This is a genomic window from Frigoribacterium salinisoli, assembly GCF_054781095.1.
This window is the reverse complement of record NZ_BAAGVB010000001.1, coordinates 294348-310243: the sequence shown is the minus strand read 5'-3', so window position 1 is coordinate 310243 and position 15896 is coordinate 294348. Positions and strand designations below refer to the sequence as shown.

Genomic DNA, 15896 nt, shown 5'->3' with positions numbered 1-15896 from the left:
GGTGGAGCCCGGACCGAGGGGATCGGGGTCGGCGGCTCAGCTCGGGGTCGGGCCGGCGAAGAACTCGATCTGGTTGCCGTCGGGGTCCTTGACCATGAGGGCGGTGCCGAAGTCGACGTCCTGCAGGTCGGAGTCGATGCCGGCGTCCCGGGCGTGCCGCTGCCAGGCGACGACCTCGTCGCGGTCGGTGCAGCGCAGGCCGATGTGGTCCAGGCCGGGCAGGGTCGGGTCGAACGGCGCCGCACCGCCCTCCGCGTACGCCGTCACGCCGAGGATCTGCCCTCCGCCGACCGCGAAGAGCCGCCGGTCGAGGCCGTCGAGCTCGATGCGCCCCACAGGATCGGCGCCGAGCAGGCGGGAGTAGAAGGCGACGCCGCGGTCGAGGTCGGAGACGGTGATGGCCACGTGGGCGTAGCCGTGGAGGTCGGGCATGGTGCTCCTCTGGTCGGGAGGTCCACGGTGCTCTCGGCGGCTGGGCGGCGGGTGCGCGATGTCCGCGGGGCGAGGCAGCGCTCCTCCCCAGCCCGGCCCCTCGCGGAGTCCTCCACGAGGACTCGCACGGTCCGCACGGTCGCCCAGGACGTTCAGCACGCTGGTCGGGTGTCCGATCGCCTGACCGATCTCGCTGCCCTCGTGCTCCGGGAGCGCCGGACGCCCCCTAGGTGCCCGCGTCTCCCGTCGGACCCGATCCGCGGCACCCGCCGCGCGTCCGCGGCACCCCGCGCGTGCAGCGCACCCCCGTGCGACGGGGTGCCGTGCACGACGCGGGGTGCGGTGCAGGACACGGGGTGCGTGCACGACAGGGGGGGCGCGGTGCGAGGACGGCCCCGGCCCGGGGCCGGAGGGCCGACGCCGGAGCGGGTCAGCCCCCGAGCGCCTCGGTGAGCAGGGCGACGAGCGCCTCCAGCTGCACGTCGGTGGACGCGACCAGCTCGCTGTCGTCGCCGTCGAGGGCACGGGCGGCGAGGCCGGCCTTGCTGTCGATCAGCTCGGCGATCTTCGTGTCGATCGTGTGGGCCGCGATGACGCGCCACGCGGTGACGGGCTCCTCCTGCCCGATGCGGTGCACGCGGTCGATGGCCTGCGTCTGCTCGGCGTCGGTCCACGAGAGCTCGGCGAGCACGACGTTGGACGCGACCTGCAGGTTGAGGCCGACCCCGGCCGCGGTGAGCGAGCAGACGACGACCGAGACGTCGGGATCGTCCACGAACGCGTCGATCTGACGCTGCCGCACCGCAGGAGTCTGGTCGCCGCGGATCGACGAGTAGCGGAGCCCACGCTTCGCGAACGTCTGCTCCGCGATGTCCATGACGTCGACGTGCTTGGCGAAGAAGACCACCTTGCCGACGTTGCGCGCGAGCTGCGCGGTGTAGTCGGCCGCGAGGCCGGCCTTCGCCTGACCGATGCGACGGACCATGCTGAACACGTTCTCGCCCGAGCTGGCCTGGGCGTCCTCGAGCTCCCACCGCGCGACCTGCCGGACGAGGTCGTGGTCGATGCCCTCGACGCGCTTGCCGGAGGCCCGGGTCGTCAGGGCGGTCCGGTACTTGGCCACGAGGCGTCGGGCGAGCTCGCGCTCGGCCTCTCGGATCGAGCGTCCGGCCTCGTCGTCGAGCTCGACGGGCAGGTCCGCCACGCGGCGGGCCGGGATGTCGGCCGCGACGTCGACCTTGCGACGCCGCACGATGCCGAGGTCGATGACGATCTCCCGCGCCGAGGCGAAGAACCCGGGGTCACCGGGGGTGAGCCCGGCCTCCTCGAGCCGCTCCATGAGCTCGGCCGCCGGCTTCTTCTCGTCGATCCAGCCGAGGAACTCCCAGATGGCCCGGAAGTCCTCGATGTCGTTGATGAGCGGCGTGCCCGTGAGGGCCATGAGAAGGGGGTGCGCGGTGCGCGCCCGGATGCGCTGCGAGAGCTGCAGGACGTGCCGTGACCGCTGCGACTCCTTGTTCTTGATGAAGTGGGCCTCGTCGACGATCATGCCCTTGAAGCCGAGGTCGCCCAGCCAGCCGACGTGCCGGTCGAGCACCTCGTAGTTGACGATGACGACGTCGGCGAACGCGTCGAGTTCGGCGCCGTCGCCGTGGATCACGGTCGCCGAACGGTTCGGGGTCCAGAGCGAGACCTCCCGGGCCCAGTTCGTCTTGACCACGTTGGGCACGACGACCAGCAGCGGGTACGCGTCGGCGGCCTGCGCGGCGAGCAGCGACTGCGCGGTCTTGCCGAGGCCGGGCTCGTCGGCGAGCAGGTAGGTGCGGTGGCCCTCCCTGGCGGACTCGACGAGCTGGGCCTGGTGGCGCATGAGCACGGCGCCCGAGGCCGCCGCGACGCTCGTCGGCTCGGGGAGCGGCATGCACGCGGGTCCGCCGCCGGCACCGTGCTCGAAGGACTTGAACAGCGGGCCGAACAGCTCCCAGTTCGCCAGGCGCACCGGGTGCACCTGGCGCGCGGCCTCGGCGAGCGAGAAGTCCGGCGGCAGGAACGGGTTCGCGAGCTGGCGCGACACGACGGACCGCGGCACGACCTGGCGCTCGGTGCGCTCGGGCACGGGCGCGGCCTCGGTGACGACGACCTGCTCCTCGGGCGCGAGCTCGATGCCCGCCGCGAGCTGCAGGTCGCGCTTGAGCGCCCGTGCGGTCTCGGACACGGTGGCGTCCTCGGCGAGCAGCGCGATGAGCGACGTGTCACGGGCGGCGGTCTTCGCGAGGATCTGCGCCACGCCGTCGAGCCGCTTCAGCTGCTCGGCGCGTTCGGCGTCGGTCACCTCGCGGTCGGCCTTGACCCGGGCGCGCTCCTCGCGCATGAGGAGCGCGACGACCTGGAACTTGGTGCGTGCGGAGGGCTTCACCGCTCCGCGCTGGGCCGACGCCTCGACCTCGCGGACCACGCGGGCCAGGACCGGGATCAGCCCCTCGTCGTCGCCGCCGCGACGGCGGTGCGGTCGCGCCTGGGAGCGACCGCCGCCCGTGCGGGCGCCGCCGGCGCGGGTCTGTCCGGAACGGGTCTGGCCTGGTCGAGCCAAGGCTCCTCCTCGTGGCCGCGTCGGGCGGCCGGTGCTTTGCGTCGCGCCGCAGGGTCGACGACCCGGAGCACGGAACGGGCGGACCGGCTCGTGACGAGCGGACCGTGGAGCGCGGGACCGGCCGAGGACGACTCGGACCCGGGCCAGCCGGCACAGGGGTCGAGGGTGATCGAACCAGGAGGCCGGACGGCGGCGAGCGCACCCACGAGAGGGGGACGCGGCGCTGGTCTGATCCTACGCCGGGGCCGCGCCCGCCCGCCACTCGGCGGACAGCGTGTCGCGGGTCGACCGGGGACGGGCCTCCTGCGCGTCGAGCGGGGCGGCCGGCGGGGAGCCTCGAGCGCGCTCAGGCGAGGGCGAGCGCACCCGCGGCGGCGTCGACGAGCTGGGACGCCTTGCGGTGGCCGGAGTCGGTGCCGAGCGTCGCCTGCCCGCCCGCGTGGGCGAGCAGCTGCGAGGCGACGCCGGGGGCGAGCCGGTCGGCGAGGTGCGGGTGCCGGGTGGCCCAGGCACGCCCGCAGCGGTCGGCGAGGTGCTCGCAGGCCCGGGCCTCGGCCTCGTCGCCGTTGCCGCGGTGCCACTGCGCCGTGACGACGAGGTGCGCGACGAGGCCGGCGGCGTCACGGGCGGGGTGCCCCCAGCCGGCGGTGTCGACGTCGAGCAGCCCCGTGACGCGCCACGGCTCGTCGGGGTCGACGAAGAGCTGCTCGAGGTGCAGGTCGCCGTGGACGACGACGAGGGCGTCCCCGGCCCAGGTGGCCCGCCGGGCGTCGATCGCGTCGTAGAGCGCGGCGATGTCCCCGGCCCGCTCGGGGAGCGCGCCGACGAGGGTGGCCCGGTGCCAGGCGGCGTGGTCGAGCGCGTCGCCCTGGGCCGCGCGCACGGCCTGGACCGTCGCGGTGCGCGTGCCGAGGTCGGCGACGGCCTCGGCGAAGCGGTCGTCCTCGGCCAGGGCGAGCACGCGCGTCCCGGCGGCCACGCCCGGCGCGCGCTCGAGCACCAGGAGGCCGTCCGCACGGGTCGCGAGGACCCGCGGCACGGGCAGTCCCGCGGCCAGGAAGGCCTGGTGCAACGCGGAGATCGGTTCGGCGCGGTCCGGCCGGACGACCTTGAGGAAGAGCGTCGTGCCCTCGGCGTCGAGCCGGATGACGGCGCGCTTGCCCGGTCGGTAGGCGGCCACGCTGAGGACGGGGCGTTCGACGTGCACGCCGAGCTCGCCCAGCGACCGCTGCACCCGGTCGGGGTAGGTCACCCCGGCGAGCGCAGGGAGGACGGGGTCGTGGGGGTAGGCCCAGACCGAGACGGGGCGCCCGGTCGACGGGTCGGTGGTGACGACGGACCCGGAGGCGGGGCGCACGACGTCGGTGTCGACGAACGTCAGGACGGTGGCCTGGGTGCCCGTGGCGTCGACGGTGTCGACCTCGTAGCCGTAGAGGAACCCGCTGCCGGAGGGTTCGACGGAGTGGGGCCGGAACGAGACGACGGTCACGCCCGTGCCCGCGAACGCCTGCGGGAGCACCGCCGCCGAGTCTGGCCACACGTGTCGAGTCAAGCAGGTCCCAGCTGGAGATCGACGACGGTCGTGGCCGATCGGGCGCGTGTCGTCACCGTTCCGTGACCGGCGCCCCCGGCCCGGCCCGGGCGCGGCCCCCGCCGGGCCAGGCCTAGCCTGGTGGCGTGAAGCTCGTCGCGCCCCTCCGTCAGCCGACGCGCACGCCCCTGCTGCAGGTGGCGAAGACGAGCGTCGCGGTCGTCGTGGCGTGGTTCCTGTCGCTGGCCCTGCTCGGCGAGGCGCTGCCGATCTTCGCGGCCATCGCCGCCCTGCTCGTCGTGCTGCCGAGCGTCAACCAGTCCCTGGTGCGCGGCCTCGAGCGCAGCGTGGGCGTCGTCGTCGGCGTGGCCATCGCCTACGGTGCGGGCCTCGCCTTCGGCGACGCGACCTGGCTCGTCCTGGCCGTGGTCGTGCTGAGCCTCGTCGTGGCCTGGCTGGCGCGGCTGACGCCGAGCTCGGCGAACCAGGTGCCGATCTCGGCGATGCTCGTGCTGACGATCGGGGCGACGACGCCCGCGTACGCGATCGACCGCGTGCTCGAGACGATCATCGGCGCCTCCGTCGCGCTCGTCGTCAACGCCCTCGTCGTGCCGCCCGTGCTGCTCGGGCCGGCGCACCTCGCCGTGGGCCGGTTGGCGCGCGACCTGGCGGCCGTGCTCGACGAGCTGGCGGCGGCCCTCGAGGCGCCGGCCCCGCCCGGGGCGCTCGAGGCGACGCTCGAGAAGGCCCGGGGGCTGCGCGAGCTCCAGCCGAAGGCCGTGGCCGCGATCGCGACGGCGGACGAGAGCCTGCGTCTCAACCCGCGCCGCTCGCGGAACCGGGCCGTGCTCGACGCGGACCGGCAGCTGCTCGCGACGCTCACGATGGTCCTCCGCCGCGTCGTGCCGATGACCCGCTCGCTGCACGACCACTACTCCCCCGACCTGCCGGACGACGCGGTCGTCGAGCGGCTCGCCGAGGAGCTCCGCCGCGCCGCCCACGACGTGCGCCTGCTCGCCCGCGACCCCGCGCAGCGACCGTCAGGAGGCACGGACGGCCCCGACGACTCCCCCGCCCTCACGGCGCCCCTCGCGGTGCCCGAGCCCGACCCCGTGCACTGGGTGCTGATCGGCTCGCTGCTGGAGGACCTCCGCCGCGTCCGTGAGGAGCTGGTCGGCGGGTACGATCCCGAGGGTGCCGAGCTGCCCGACGACCCCGACGGGCTACGCCCCCTGGGGCCTCGACCTCGACCCTGAGCCGCTCGGGCTGGTCCCGCTGGTCGTGACGACCGCGGTCGGCCCCGTGCTCGTGCACCACGACCCGCGCCCCTCGGGCCGGAGCGGCCGCCGGGCCACGGTGCTGCTGCACGGCGCAGCCGGCTCGTGGACGACCTGGACGCCCCTGCTGCGCGCCGCCCGCGAGAGCGGCGCGCCCCTCGCGCGCCCGGTGCTCGTCGACCTGCCCGGCTGGGGCGGTTCCCCCGCGCCCGTCGCGCCCCTCGCCCTCGACGACGCGGTCGACGTGGTCGTCCGCGTGGCGGAGGAGCTCGGCGCGACCGAGCTGGAGGTCGTCGGCCACAGCCTCGGCGGCTCGGTCGCGCTGCAGCTCGCCGCGACCCGCCCAGACCTCGTCACCGGAGCAGGCGTCGTCTCGGGCACGACCTTCGCGGCCCTCGACGCCGTGAGGCACCCCTGGCGGGGGCTGCGCCGCCTGCCTGCGTTCACCCTGCTGCGCGCGGCGTTCGCCGTCGTGCCCGACGCGGCCCCGGTCCTGCTGGGCGCCGCGACGCGCGTCGGCCTGCTCCGAGCACTGTCGGCACCCGTCTTCCGGCACGTGCGGTCCGTCGACCGCAGCGTCCTCGAGGCCTTCGTCGCCGAGATCCGGCCCCGGGCGTTCCTCGACGCCGCACGGTCCGGACGCGACCTCGACACCCACGGCTGGGGGCGCACCGAGGCACCGGTCGTCGCCGTGTCGGGCGCCGACGACGCGTTCGCCCGGCACGACGACCTCGACCGGCTCGTCGCCACGGTGCCGCGAGCCCACGCCGTGCTGCTGCCCGACTGCGGGCACTTCGCGCACGTCGAACGGCCGGAGGAGACCCTCGCGGCGCTCCGGGCGGGCGGGGTGGCGGGGGCGACCCGCGCCTCCTGACGCTCAGCAGGCGCGGAGCCGCGGAGGCGGAAGCGGAAGCGGAAGCGCGGACGGTCGCCTCCGGAGCCGAACGCGACACTGCGGCTGCGACGCCCCGCACGACGATGGTTCCGAGCCGTCGAGGAGAACGCCCTCGTCGCCTTGTCCGAGCCGGACCGGCAGGGCGATCCCCCGCCGCGAATCCTGAGGCGCAGGAGGCACGGACGGTCGCGTCCGGCGCCGGACGCGACTCCTCGAGAGCGACACGCCGTCGGGCACCGGGTCAGGACGGTCGCCAGCGCACCCGTCGTCGCCTTTTCGGAGCAGGGCAGGGCCGGGCGGGGCCGGGCAGGGCGGGACGGAGCAGGGCGGGACGGAGCAGGGCAGGGCAGAGCGGAGCGGGGGCGGAGCCGGGCGGGGGGCGGGACGCGCGGGAGCGCGGGGCGGGTCAGCGGGGGTCGAGGCGGCGGAGGGCGGCCTCGGCGGGGTCGTCGGTCGCGGCGGCGTCGTCGACGACCGCGTCGGGAGCGGAGACGAGGCGCACGCCCGGGGCCGACCCGGCCGCCGCGGGGCCCTCCTCGACGGCGAGCACGGCGAGGTCCTGGCTGGCACGGTGACCCAGCGGTCGGAAGTGCCCGTCGACCGCGAGCTCGACGTTCGTCGCGCCGGGCAGCACGCTGCCCTCAGGGACATGCAGGTCGAAGCCCGAGAAGAGGCTGGTCACGCGCGCGTTGACCTCGAGGTTCTCGGCGAGGTGCAGGAGGTCGGCGTCGCGCGGCGAGAAGACGCGCAGCTGCGGCGCCGGCAGCAGCAGCGCCCACCGGCTGCCCGAGTACGGGCTGTTGACGGAGACCATCCGGTCGATCCGGTCGTCGGAGTCGGTCTGCACCATCATCGTCTTGCCGATGAGGCCGCCCTTGCTGTGGGCGAGGACGACGACGCCACGGAGGTCGTGCGCGTCGAGCACCGCCTGGGCGCGCTCGGCGGTCTCCTGGATGGGCCGGCTGTTGTGCGCGAGGCCGGGCACGACGACGATCGGGTGCCCCGCCGCGGCGAGCCGCTCGGCCACGGGGCGGAGGAACCGCCACGTCTCGAAGACCCCGGGCAGCAGCAGCACCGGCGCGCGGTCGCCGCTCTTCCACGTGCGGGGCACGGTGCGCGCACCCCGGCCGACGAGGTGGATCCGGACCACGAAGACGTAGTCGAGGGCGAGCGTGCGGAGCACGCGCAGCGGCCCGATCCGGCGGCGGGGAGAGCGGTCGGCCATGTCCCGACCCTAGCCCGGGGGCGCAGGTCGGTCGCTGGGCGTCGTCCCCCGGTCCGTCCCCTCCGCCGGCAGCACGCCCCAGGGCTCGTCGTCCGGCCAGGCGACCGCGTCGACGGCCTCGAGCGCCGTGGCCACGAGCTGCTGCCACGCGGCGCTCGAGGCGGGTCCGACCGGGACGGCGAGCGCGTGGGCGAGCAGGCGTCGCGCCTCCTGCGCCCTGCCCCCGCGTGCGGCGCGGCTCGCCGCGTCGGCGACGTCACCGAGCACGACCTCGAGCTCGACCCGCTGGGAGCGGCGCGCGCCGCCCGGCGCCCCGATCGCGGTCCACGCGGCTTCCAGCTCGGCGCCGAGCCGCAGCACGACGTCGGTAGTCCGCCCCTGCACGGGCAGCGGCCCGGTGAGGACCGATCCCGTCCGTGCTCCGGTCGCGCGTCGTGCGTCCTCCGCCGCCATGGTCGCCCCCCTCAGAGCCGTGGCGACGACCTGCCGGGCTCGGGTGCGCGGCGGTCGTCCGTCGGCTCGGGGCCGATCCCGGCACCGTAGCAGGAGGGCCGCCCCGTTCACAGGACGCGTTCGGGGTCCCGGGGTCTACCGTCCACGACGCACCGGTCGCTCCGGTGCCCACCGACACCGTCCCCGACCGAAGGAGCATCCGTGTTCAAGGGATCCGAAGCACTCCGCGAGAACCTCCAGAAGGTCCTCGTCGACCTCATCGAGCTGCACGTCCAGGGCAAGCAGGCCCACTGGAACCTGCTCGGCTCGAACTTCCGCGACCTGCACCTGCAGCTCGACGAGATCGTGGAGGCCGCCCGTGGCTTCTCCGACGAGGTCGCCGAGCGCATGCGCGCCGTCTACCTCGTGCCCGACGGCCGGACGAGCACCGTCTCGGCCGGCACGAGCCTGCCCGAGTTCCCGGAGGGCCCCGTCGAGACGACCAAGGTCGTCGACCTCATGGTCGAGCGCATGTACGCGGCGACGTCGACGATGCGCACCGTGCACGACGACGTCGACGAGGAGGACCCGACCACGGCGGACGTCCTGCACTCCGTCCTGGAGCGCCTCGAGCAGCTCGCGTGGATGACGGGCGCGGAGAACCGCCACCCCGACGCCGACCAGCAGGACGAGTCGACGCTGGACCGCGTCCCCGCGAACTGACCCGACCCCTCCCGACGCGGGCCGTGCCTCCTGGGCCCGGCCCGCGTCGTGCGTCCACCCCGCACCGCACCCGACCGAGAGGCACCCCCGTGACCCAGCCCACCGCTCGCTACGACCACGTCCTCGTCGGCGGAGGCATGACCGCCGACGCCGCCGCGAAGGCCCTCGCCGAGGCGACGCCCGACGCGTCGGTGCTCGTCGTCAGCCCCGACGTCGACCCGCCCTACACGCGCCCCGCGCTGTCGAAGAAGCTCTGGACCGACCCCGACTACACCCAGGCCGACAACGACCTCGGCACGGTCGGGGCGACGGGCGCCGAGCTGCGCCTGCGCACCCGCGTCGAGTCGATCGACCGCGAGGCCCGCACCGTCGCCCTGTCCGACGGCAGCACGGTCGGCTACGGCCGGCTCCTGCTCGCGACCGGCGGCACGCCGAGCGACCTCGGCCTGCCCCAGGACGACCGCGTCGTGGCGTTCCGCACCGCCGAGGACTACAGGAGGCTCCGGGCCCTGTCCGGCGAGGGTCGCCACGTCGCGGTGGTCGGCGGCAGCTACATCGGCACCGAGCTCGCCGCGGCCCTCGTGCAGCAGGGCACGCGCGTCAGCCTGGTGTTCCCCGACGCGGTGCTCGGCGGGAGCGTGTTCCCGCCCGAGCTCGCGGAGTCGTTCGCCCGCCGCTACGAGGAGGCCGGCGTCGAGCTCGTCGGCGGCCACCGCGTCGCCGGGGGCACCGTCGACGACGCCGGCGTGCACCTGGCGCTCGAGCCCGCCGGCGACGGCGCGGACGCGGGCGACGAGACCCTCGACGTCGACGCGGTCGTGCTCGGGCTGGGCATCACGCCCGCCACCGAGCTCGCCGAGGCGGCCGGGCTCACCGTCGACGACGGCATCGTCGTCGACGCGACCCTGCGCACCGACGACCCCCTGGTCTTCGCCGCGGGCGACGTCGCCTCGTACCCGGACCCGATCCTGGGCCGCCGCCGCGTCGAGCACGTCGACAACGCCAAGGAGCAGGGCGCCACGGTCGGCCGCATCATGGCCGGCAGCGACGAGCGCCACGAGCACACGCCGTACTACTACTCGAAGGTCTTCGACCTGTCGTACGAGGCCGTCGGCACGCTCGACGCGTCGCTCGAGACGGTCGTCGACCGCACGGGCGACGACCAGGCCGTCGCGTACTACCTCGACGAGGGCACCGTCCGCGGCGTCCTGCTCTGGAACGTCGAGGGCGCGCGCGACGCGGCACGGCAGGTGCTCGCCGAGGCGGGAGCGCTCACGCGGGACGACCTGCCGGGCCGCGTCCGAGCCTCCTGACCACCGGCCGGGGCCCGCTCCGCGGCGGTCCCGCCCGGGTCAGCCGCCGATCCGCGCGAAGCGGTACGGCGGCAGGCCCGGGCGGTCGAGCTCGAGGGCGAAGAGCCCGCCGCTGAGCGGGTGCTCGGCCAGCTGCGCCTCGTCCATGCCCTCGCGGGACGAGCCGACGAAGAGCGTGCGGAGGTCGTCGCCGCCGAAGGCGACGCCCGTGAGCTGCGGCACCGGGAACGCGATCTTCTCGAGGAGGTCGCCCTCCGCGTCGAGGTGCACCACGACCCCCTCCCCGAACACGGCGCCCCAGAACTCCCCGCGGGAGTCCCGGGCGAGGCCGTCGTGCGCGCTGCCGCTCGTGAAGGGCTCGAGGTCGCCGGTCACGCCGTCGGGGCCGTACGGCGCACGGTAGATGGTCTCGTCGCCCGTGTCGGTGACGTAGAGCACGCTGCCGTCGTCGTTCCACTCGAGGCCGTTCGTCGTGCCGAAGCCGTCCGCGAGGACCGTGACGTGGCCCGCGGCCGTCACGCGGTAGAGCACGCCGTCCTCCGCGCCGTCCTCCTCGTCCATCGACCCGACGACGAAGGCGCCGAACGGGTCGCACTTGCCCTCGTTGAAGCGCATGCCCTCGTGGGCGTGCTGCACGGTGGCGAGCGTGGCGACCTCGTCGCCGTCGCGCTCGAGCACGACGACCCGGTCCTCGAGGGCCGCCACGAGACCGCCCCCCTCGCAGAGCTGGAAGGACGGCAGCGGCGGGTCCACCTTCCTCTGCTCGTCGCGGCCGTCCGGGGTCGTGCGGTGCAGGACGCCGGCCGTGATGTCGGCCCACCAGAGCACGCCGGCGTCGACGTCCCAGACGGGGCTCTCGACCAGGGTGGCCTTCGCGTCGAGGAACAGGCGGGGTTCGGGCATGGAGCGTCCTTCCGTAGCGGTCCCCCAGGCCTACCCGCCGACGGCGACGGAGGGCCGGAGGCGCGCCCGGGCTTGACCCCGGTCGCGCACCGGTGCAGGGTGACCTCCCGCGCCTCCTGGTCGTCCGTCCCGGGGTGGTCGGCTGCTCGCTGTGAATCGCACCGCGCGCGCGGGCACGACGCGCCCGCGCGGTGCACGGTGGACGGGTGAGCACCGACATCGAGATCGATCCCGCCGACACCGACGCCAGCTTCGGGGACGACGCCCTCGGCGACCGCGACGCCAGCGAGCGCGAGGACGCGCCGGAGGCCCGCGTCGACGGCTACGTCGACCTCCGCTCCTACGCCGCCATCGGCGACGGCCGCACGGTCGCCCTCGTCGCCCGCGACGGCCAGATCGACTGGCTGCCCGTGCCGGCGCTGCACTCCCCTCCCGTCTTCGCCGGGCTCCTCGACGCCGGCCACGGCGGACGGGTCGAGCTCCGGCCCGACGGCCCCTTCACGAGCACCCGGGAGTACGTGCCGGGCACGAACGTGCTCGTCACCCGCTTCGCGACCGCGACGGGCGTCGTCGAGGTCACCGACGCCCTCGTCGTCGGCATCGCCGGCCGGCTGCCCTGGACCGAGCTCGCCCGCCGCATCGAGGGCGTCGAGGGCACCGTCGACATGCGCTGGGCCGTCGTGCCGGGCAACACCTTCGGCACCGAGCCGGTCGAGCGCGTCGACACGCAGCACGGGCCGATCCTCCGCGCCGGGAGCATCGACCTCGCGCTCGTCGGCTTCGAGCACGGCCGCACCGACCCCCACGGGCCGGACGACGGCCACCCCGACGGTCCGCTGGAGTTCCGCGGTGCCTTCACGACCGGCCCCGGCTCGCGGCACCTGATCTGCGTCTGCGGCGTCGACGACGAGCCGGTGCACCTGCCCGACCCGCGCATCGTCGACCAGGGCATCGACCGCACCGTCGACAGCTGGGCCTTCTGGAGCGAGGAGTTCCACTGGGAGGGACGCTGGCAGGAGGCCGTGCACCGGAGCGCCCTCGCCCTCAAGCTGCTCATCTTCTCGCCCACGGGCGCCATCGCCGCGGCCGCGACCACGGGCCTGCCGGAGAGCCCCAGCGGCGAGAAGAACTACGACTACCGGTTCGCCTGGGTGCGCGACCTCGCGTACACCGTCGAGGCGCTGCTGCGGTTCGGCCTGCGCGAGGAGCCGCACGCGGCCGTGTCGTGGATCCTCAAGGCCCTCAAGGCGCAGGACGGCGAGATGAAGATCTTCTTCGAGCTCGACGGCAGCCTGCCCGACGGGATGCACGAGACCGGCTCGGAGGGCTGGCGCGGCATCGGCCCCGTCCTCTCGGGCAACAGCGCGGCCGACCAGCTGCAGCTCGGCGTCTTCGCCGACATCCTGGGGATCATGCGCGCCTACGTGGAGGGTGGGAACATCCTCGACGCCGCGACGAGCACGCTGCTCGCGGACTTCGCCGACCAGGCGTGCCGCCGCTGGCAGGAGCAGGACAGCGGCATGTGGGAGCTCGACGAGCTCGAGCACTACACGTCGAGCAAGATGGGCTGCTGGCAGGCGATCGACGCGGCGATCGCGCTCGCGGAGGCCGGCGAGATCCACCCCGATCCCGAGGACCTCGAACACTGGCGCGAGAACCAGCAGCTCATCGTCGAGTGGATCGACGAGCACGGGTGGGACGAGGAGCTCGGCAGCTACGTCATGCACCCCGGGACGACGAAGGTCGACGCGTCGGTCCTGCTGCACGCCGCCAGCGGCTTCGACCGCGGCGAGCGGATGTCGCGCACCCTGGACCACCTGCGGCGGGAGCTCGGCGCAGGTCCCCTGATGTACCGCTACACGGGCATGGACGAGGTCGAGGGGACCTTCACGGCCTGCGGGTTCTGGTTCGCCGGCGCGCTCGCCTGCGTGGGTCGTCAGGACGAGGCCGAACGGCTCATGGACGAGCTCGTGGAGCAGGTCAACGACGTGGGCCTGCTCAGCGAGATGATCGAGCCCTCCGACGGCTCGTTCGTGGGCAACCTGCCGCAGGGCCTCAGCCACCTGGCGCTCGTCAACGCCGCCGTGACCATCGACGAGATGTCGCGCCAGCGTGCCGACGGACCGAGCACCGGGAAGGACGACCGATGACCGAGCGTCGCACGACGCCGGCGCCCGCCACCGCCGACGAGCTGGAGCTCGTCGACGCCTGGTGGCGCGCCGCGAACTACCTCACGGTGGGGCAGATCTACCTGCGCGAGGACCCGATCCCCCAGCGCGCCCTGGAGCGCGACGACATCAAGCCGCGCCTGCTCGGGCACTGGGGCACGAGTCCCGCGCTGAGCCTCGTCTACGCGCACCTGAACCGCATCATCACGCGGGACGACCGCGACCTGCTCTACGTCTGCGGCCCCGGCCACGGTGGGCCGGCCATGGTCGCCAACACCTGGCTCGAGGGCACGTACTCCGAGCTCATGCCGCACGTGTCGCAGGACGCCGCCGGTCGGCGCGTGCTGTTCCGTCAGTTCTCGGCACCCGGCGGCATCCCGTCGCACGCCGCCCCCGAGACGCCCGGCTCGATCAACGAGGGCGGCGAGCTCGGCTACTCGCTGAGCCACGCCTACGGCGCCGTGCTCGACGACCCCGACCTCGTGGCGGTGTGCGTCGTCGGGGACGGCGAGGCCGAGACGGGGCCGCTGGCCACGAGCTGGCACGCGTCGAAGCTGCTCGACGCGAAGGCCGACGGCGCGGTGCTGCCGATCCTCAACCTCAACGGCTGGAAGATCGCGAACCCCACCCTTCTGGCCAGGATCCCCGAGTCCGAGCTGCTCGAGCTGTTCCGCGGCTACGGGTACGAGCCGATCGTCGTCGCGGGCGGCTCGGACGGCGAGCCCGCCACGGTCGTGCACGAGCAGATGGCCGCGGCCCTCGACACGGCCTTCGCGCGCATCGACGAGCTGCAGCACGCCGCCCGGGTCGAGGGCTCCGACGAGCGACCGCACTGGCCGATGATCGTGCTGCGCACCCCCAAGGGCTGGACCGGCCCGAGGGAGGTCGACGGCGAGCGCGTCGAGGGCACCTGGCGCGCCCACCAGGTGCCGCTGAGCGGCGTCCGCGACGACGACGCGCACCGCGCGCAGCTCGAGGAGTGGCTGCGCTCGTACCGCCCCGAGGAGCTCTTCGACGACGAGGGCCGCCCCGCCGCGTTCCTCGACGCGCTGCGCCCGCGCGGCGACAAGCGCATGAGCGCGATCCCCGCCTCGAACGGCGGACGGGTCCGGCGAGACCTCGAGCTCAGCGACTTCCGGGAGCACGCGGTCGAGACCGGCGACGACCGGCGCACCCTGGCCGAGGCCACGCGCGTGCTCGGCCGCTGGCTCGCCGAGGTCGTGCGCGACAACCCGTCGACGTTCCGCGTCTTCGGCCCCGACGAGACGGTCTCGAACCGGCTGGACGCCCTCTTCGACGTCACCGACCGCGTCTGGGCCGCCGAGCTCGGCCCCGACGACCAGCACCTCGCCCGGTCGGGCCGCGTGATGGAGGTCCTCAGCGAGCACCTCCTGCAGGGCCTCATGGAGGGCTACGTGCTCACCGGTCGGCACGGCCTGCTCAACACGTACGAGGCCTTCGTGCACATCGTCGACTCGATGTTCAACCAGCACGCCAAGTGGCTCGAGGCGAGCGTCGGCATCGAGTGGCGCGAACCGGTGCCGTCGTTCACCTACCTGCTGTCGTCGCACGTCTGGCGGCAGGACCACAACGGCTTCTCGCACCAGGACCCGGGGTTCCTCGACGTCGTCGTCAACAAGCAGGCGCACCTCGTGCGGATCTACCTCGCCCCCGACGTGAACACCCTCCTCGCGGTCCTCGACCACGCGCTGCGGACGACCGACGTCGTCAACGTCGTCGTCGCCGGCAAGCAGGAGGCCCCGGCCTGGCTCTCCCTGCAGGAGGCCGAGGAGCACGTCCGGCGCGGAGCCGGCGTCTGGGAGTGGGCCGGCACCGAGGGCACGCCCGAGCCCGGGCGCGACCCCGACGTGGTGCTCGCCTGCGCGGGCGACGTGCCCACGCTCGAGACCGTCGCGGCCGCCGACCTGCTGCGGCAGGAGCTGCCCGAGCTGCGGACCCGCGTCGTGAACGTCGTCGACCTCATGCGGCTGCAGGACGTCCGCGAGCACTCGCACGGCTTCACCGACGAGGACTTCGACGCGCTCTTCACGACGAGCCGCCCCGTCGTCTTCGACTTCCACGGCTACCCGTCGCTCGTGCACCGCCTGACCTACCGGCGCACGAACCACGAGAACCTGCACGTGCGCGGGTTCCAGGAGAAGGGCACGACGACCACGCCGTTCGACATGGCGATGCTCAACGACATCGACCGGTACCGGCTCGTGCTCGACGTGCTGCAGCGCGTGCCCGGCCTCGCCGACGAGCACCCCGACCTGGTGGAGAAGTACGAGGGCCTCCGCGAGGGAGCCAGGGCGTACGCGTACGAGCACGGCGAGGACCACCCCGACGTCGTCGCCTGGGAGTTCGGCCGCTGACGACGGCGGCCGGGTGCCCACGGGCACCCGGC

Annotated in this window: 12 protein-coding genes; 6 read left to right on the top strand and 6 right to left on the bottom strand. The window is 74.6% G+C overall.

Annotated elements, in window-relative coordinates:
* Positions 1-36: 36 nt before the first annotated feature.
* The 3 genes from ACYVHQ_RS01505 to ACYVHQ_RS01495 all read right to left on the bottom strand — a co-directional run bounded on the left by ACYVHQ_RS01505 (position 37) and on the right by ACYVHQ_RS01495 (position 4562).
* Positions 37-432 carry a VOC family protein gene (locus ACYVHQ_RS01505; protein WP_460510260.1) on the bottom strand — a complete coding sequence of 132 codons (396 nt, stop codon included), beginning with the start codon at positions 430-432 and terminating at the stop codon, positions 37-39.
* Positions 433-862: 430 nt separating this feature from the next.
* Entirely contained in the window at positions 863-3022 is a 2160-nt protein-coding gene (locus ACYVHQ_RS01500; RefSeq protein WP_460510258.1) for a DEAD/DEAH box helicase, read from the bottom strand.
* 346 nt (positions 3023-3368) lie between these two features.
* A complete protein-coding gene (locus ACYVHQ_RS01495; RefSeq protein ID WP_460510256.1) occupies positions 3369-4562 on the bottom strand; it encodes a phosphotransferase family protein in 1194 nt (397 codons plus the stop codon).
* 137 nt (positions 4563-4699) lie between these two features.
* On the opposite strand from ACYVHQ_RS01495, the gene ACYVHQ_RS01490 reads away from it, so the two are divergent.
* The gene (locus ACYVHQ_RS01490) at positions 4700-5809 is read left to right on the top strand and encodes an FUSC family protein (RefSeq protein ID WP_460510254.1); all 1110 of its coding nucleotides are present in this window, start codon (positions 4700-4702) and stop codon (positions 5807-5809) included.
* Positions 5748-6704: an alpha/beta fold hydrolase gene (locus ACYVHQ_RS01485; protein ID WP_460510252.1), complete on the top strand. Its 957-nt coding sequence runs from the start codon at positions 5748-5750 to the stop codon at positions 6702-6704. Before ACYVHQ_RS01490 ends, ACYVHQ_RS01485 begins: the two co-directional genes overlap by 62 nt.
* Positions 6705-7131: 427 nt before the next feature.
* Here the strand turns inward: ACYVHQ_RS01485 and ACYVHQ_RS01480 are convergent, their stop codons facing one another.
* On the bottom strand, positions 7132-7950 hold the full coding sequence (locus ACYVHQ_RS01480) for an esterase/lipase family protein (protein WP_460510250.1): 819 nt from the start codon (positions 7948-7950) through the stop codon (positions 7132-7134).
* A 9-nt stretch (positions 7951-7959) separates the two neighbouring features.
* A complete protein-coding gene (locus ACYVHQ_RS01475) occupies positions 7960-8403 on the bottom strand; it encodes a hypothetical protein (protein ID WP_460510248.1) in 444 nt (147 codons plus the stop codon).
* A 201-nt stretch (positions 8404-8604) separates the two neighbouring features.
* On the opposite strand from ACYVHQ_RS01475, the gene ACYVHQ_RS01470 reads away from it, so the two are divergent.
* Positions 8605-9105 (top strand): Dps family protein, encoded by a 501-nt coding sequence (locus ACYVHQ_RS01470; RefSeq protein WP_460510246.1) that lies wholly within the window; start codon positions 8605-8607, stop codon positions 9103-9105.
* Positions 9106-9194: 89 nt separating this feature from the next.
* Complete coding sequence (locus ACYVHQ_RS01465) at positions 9195-10418, top strand: NAD(P)/FAD-dependent oxidoreductase (RefSeq protein WP_460510244.1); 1224 nt, start codon at positions 9195-9197, stop codon at positions 10416-10418.
* 39 nt (positions 10419-10457) lie between these two features.
* Here ACYVHQ_RS01465 and ACYVHQ_RS01460 read toward each other — a convergent pair whose 3' ends face one another.
* A complete protein-coding gene (locus ACYVHQ_RS01460; protein WP_460510242.1) occupies positions 10458-11321 on the bottom strand; it encodes an SMP-30/gluconolactonase/LRE family protein in 864 nt (287 codons plus the stop codon).
* Between the two features lie 206 nt (positions 11322-11527).
* Between ACYVHQ_RS01460 and ACYVHQ_RS01455 the strand changes: the two genes are divergently transcribed.
* On the top strand, positions 11528-13471 hold the full coding sequence (locus ACYVHQ_RS01455) for a glycoside hydrolase family 15 protein (protein ID WP_460510239.1): 1944 nt from the start codon (positions 11528-11530) through the stop codon (positions 13469-13471).
* Entirely contained in the window at positions 13468-15864 is a 2397-nt protein-coding gene (locus ACYVHQ_RS01450; protein WP_460510237.1) for a phosphoketolase family protein, read from the top strand. The genes ACYVHQ_RS01455 and ACYVHQ_RS01450 overlap by 4 nt, the downstream gene beginning before the upstream one ends.
* Positions 15865-15896 lie beyond the last annotated feature (32 nt).

Coding starts and splice junctions, on each gene's coding strand:
- ACYVHQ_RS01475 (WP_460510248.1), bottom strand. CDS start 8,403: ATGGCGGCGGAGGACGCACGACGCGCGACCGGAGCACGGACGGGATCG.
- ACYVHQ_RS01450 (WP_460510237.1), top strand. CDS start 13,468: ATGACCGAGCGTCGCACGACGCCGGCGCCCGCCACCGCCGACGAGCTG.
- ACYVHQ_RS01460 (WP_460510242.1), bottom strand. CDS start 11,321: ATGCCCGAACCCCGCCTGTTCCTCGACGCGAAGGCCACCCTGGTCGAG.
- ACYVHQ_RS01480 (WP_460510250.1), bottom strand. CDS start 7,950: ATGGCCGACCGCTCTCCCCGCCGCCGGATCGGGCCGCTGCGCGTGCTC.
- ACYVHQ_RS01505 (WP_460510260.1), bottom strand. CDS start 432: ATGCCCGACCTCCACGGCTACGCCCACGTGGCCATCACCGTCTCCGAC.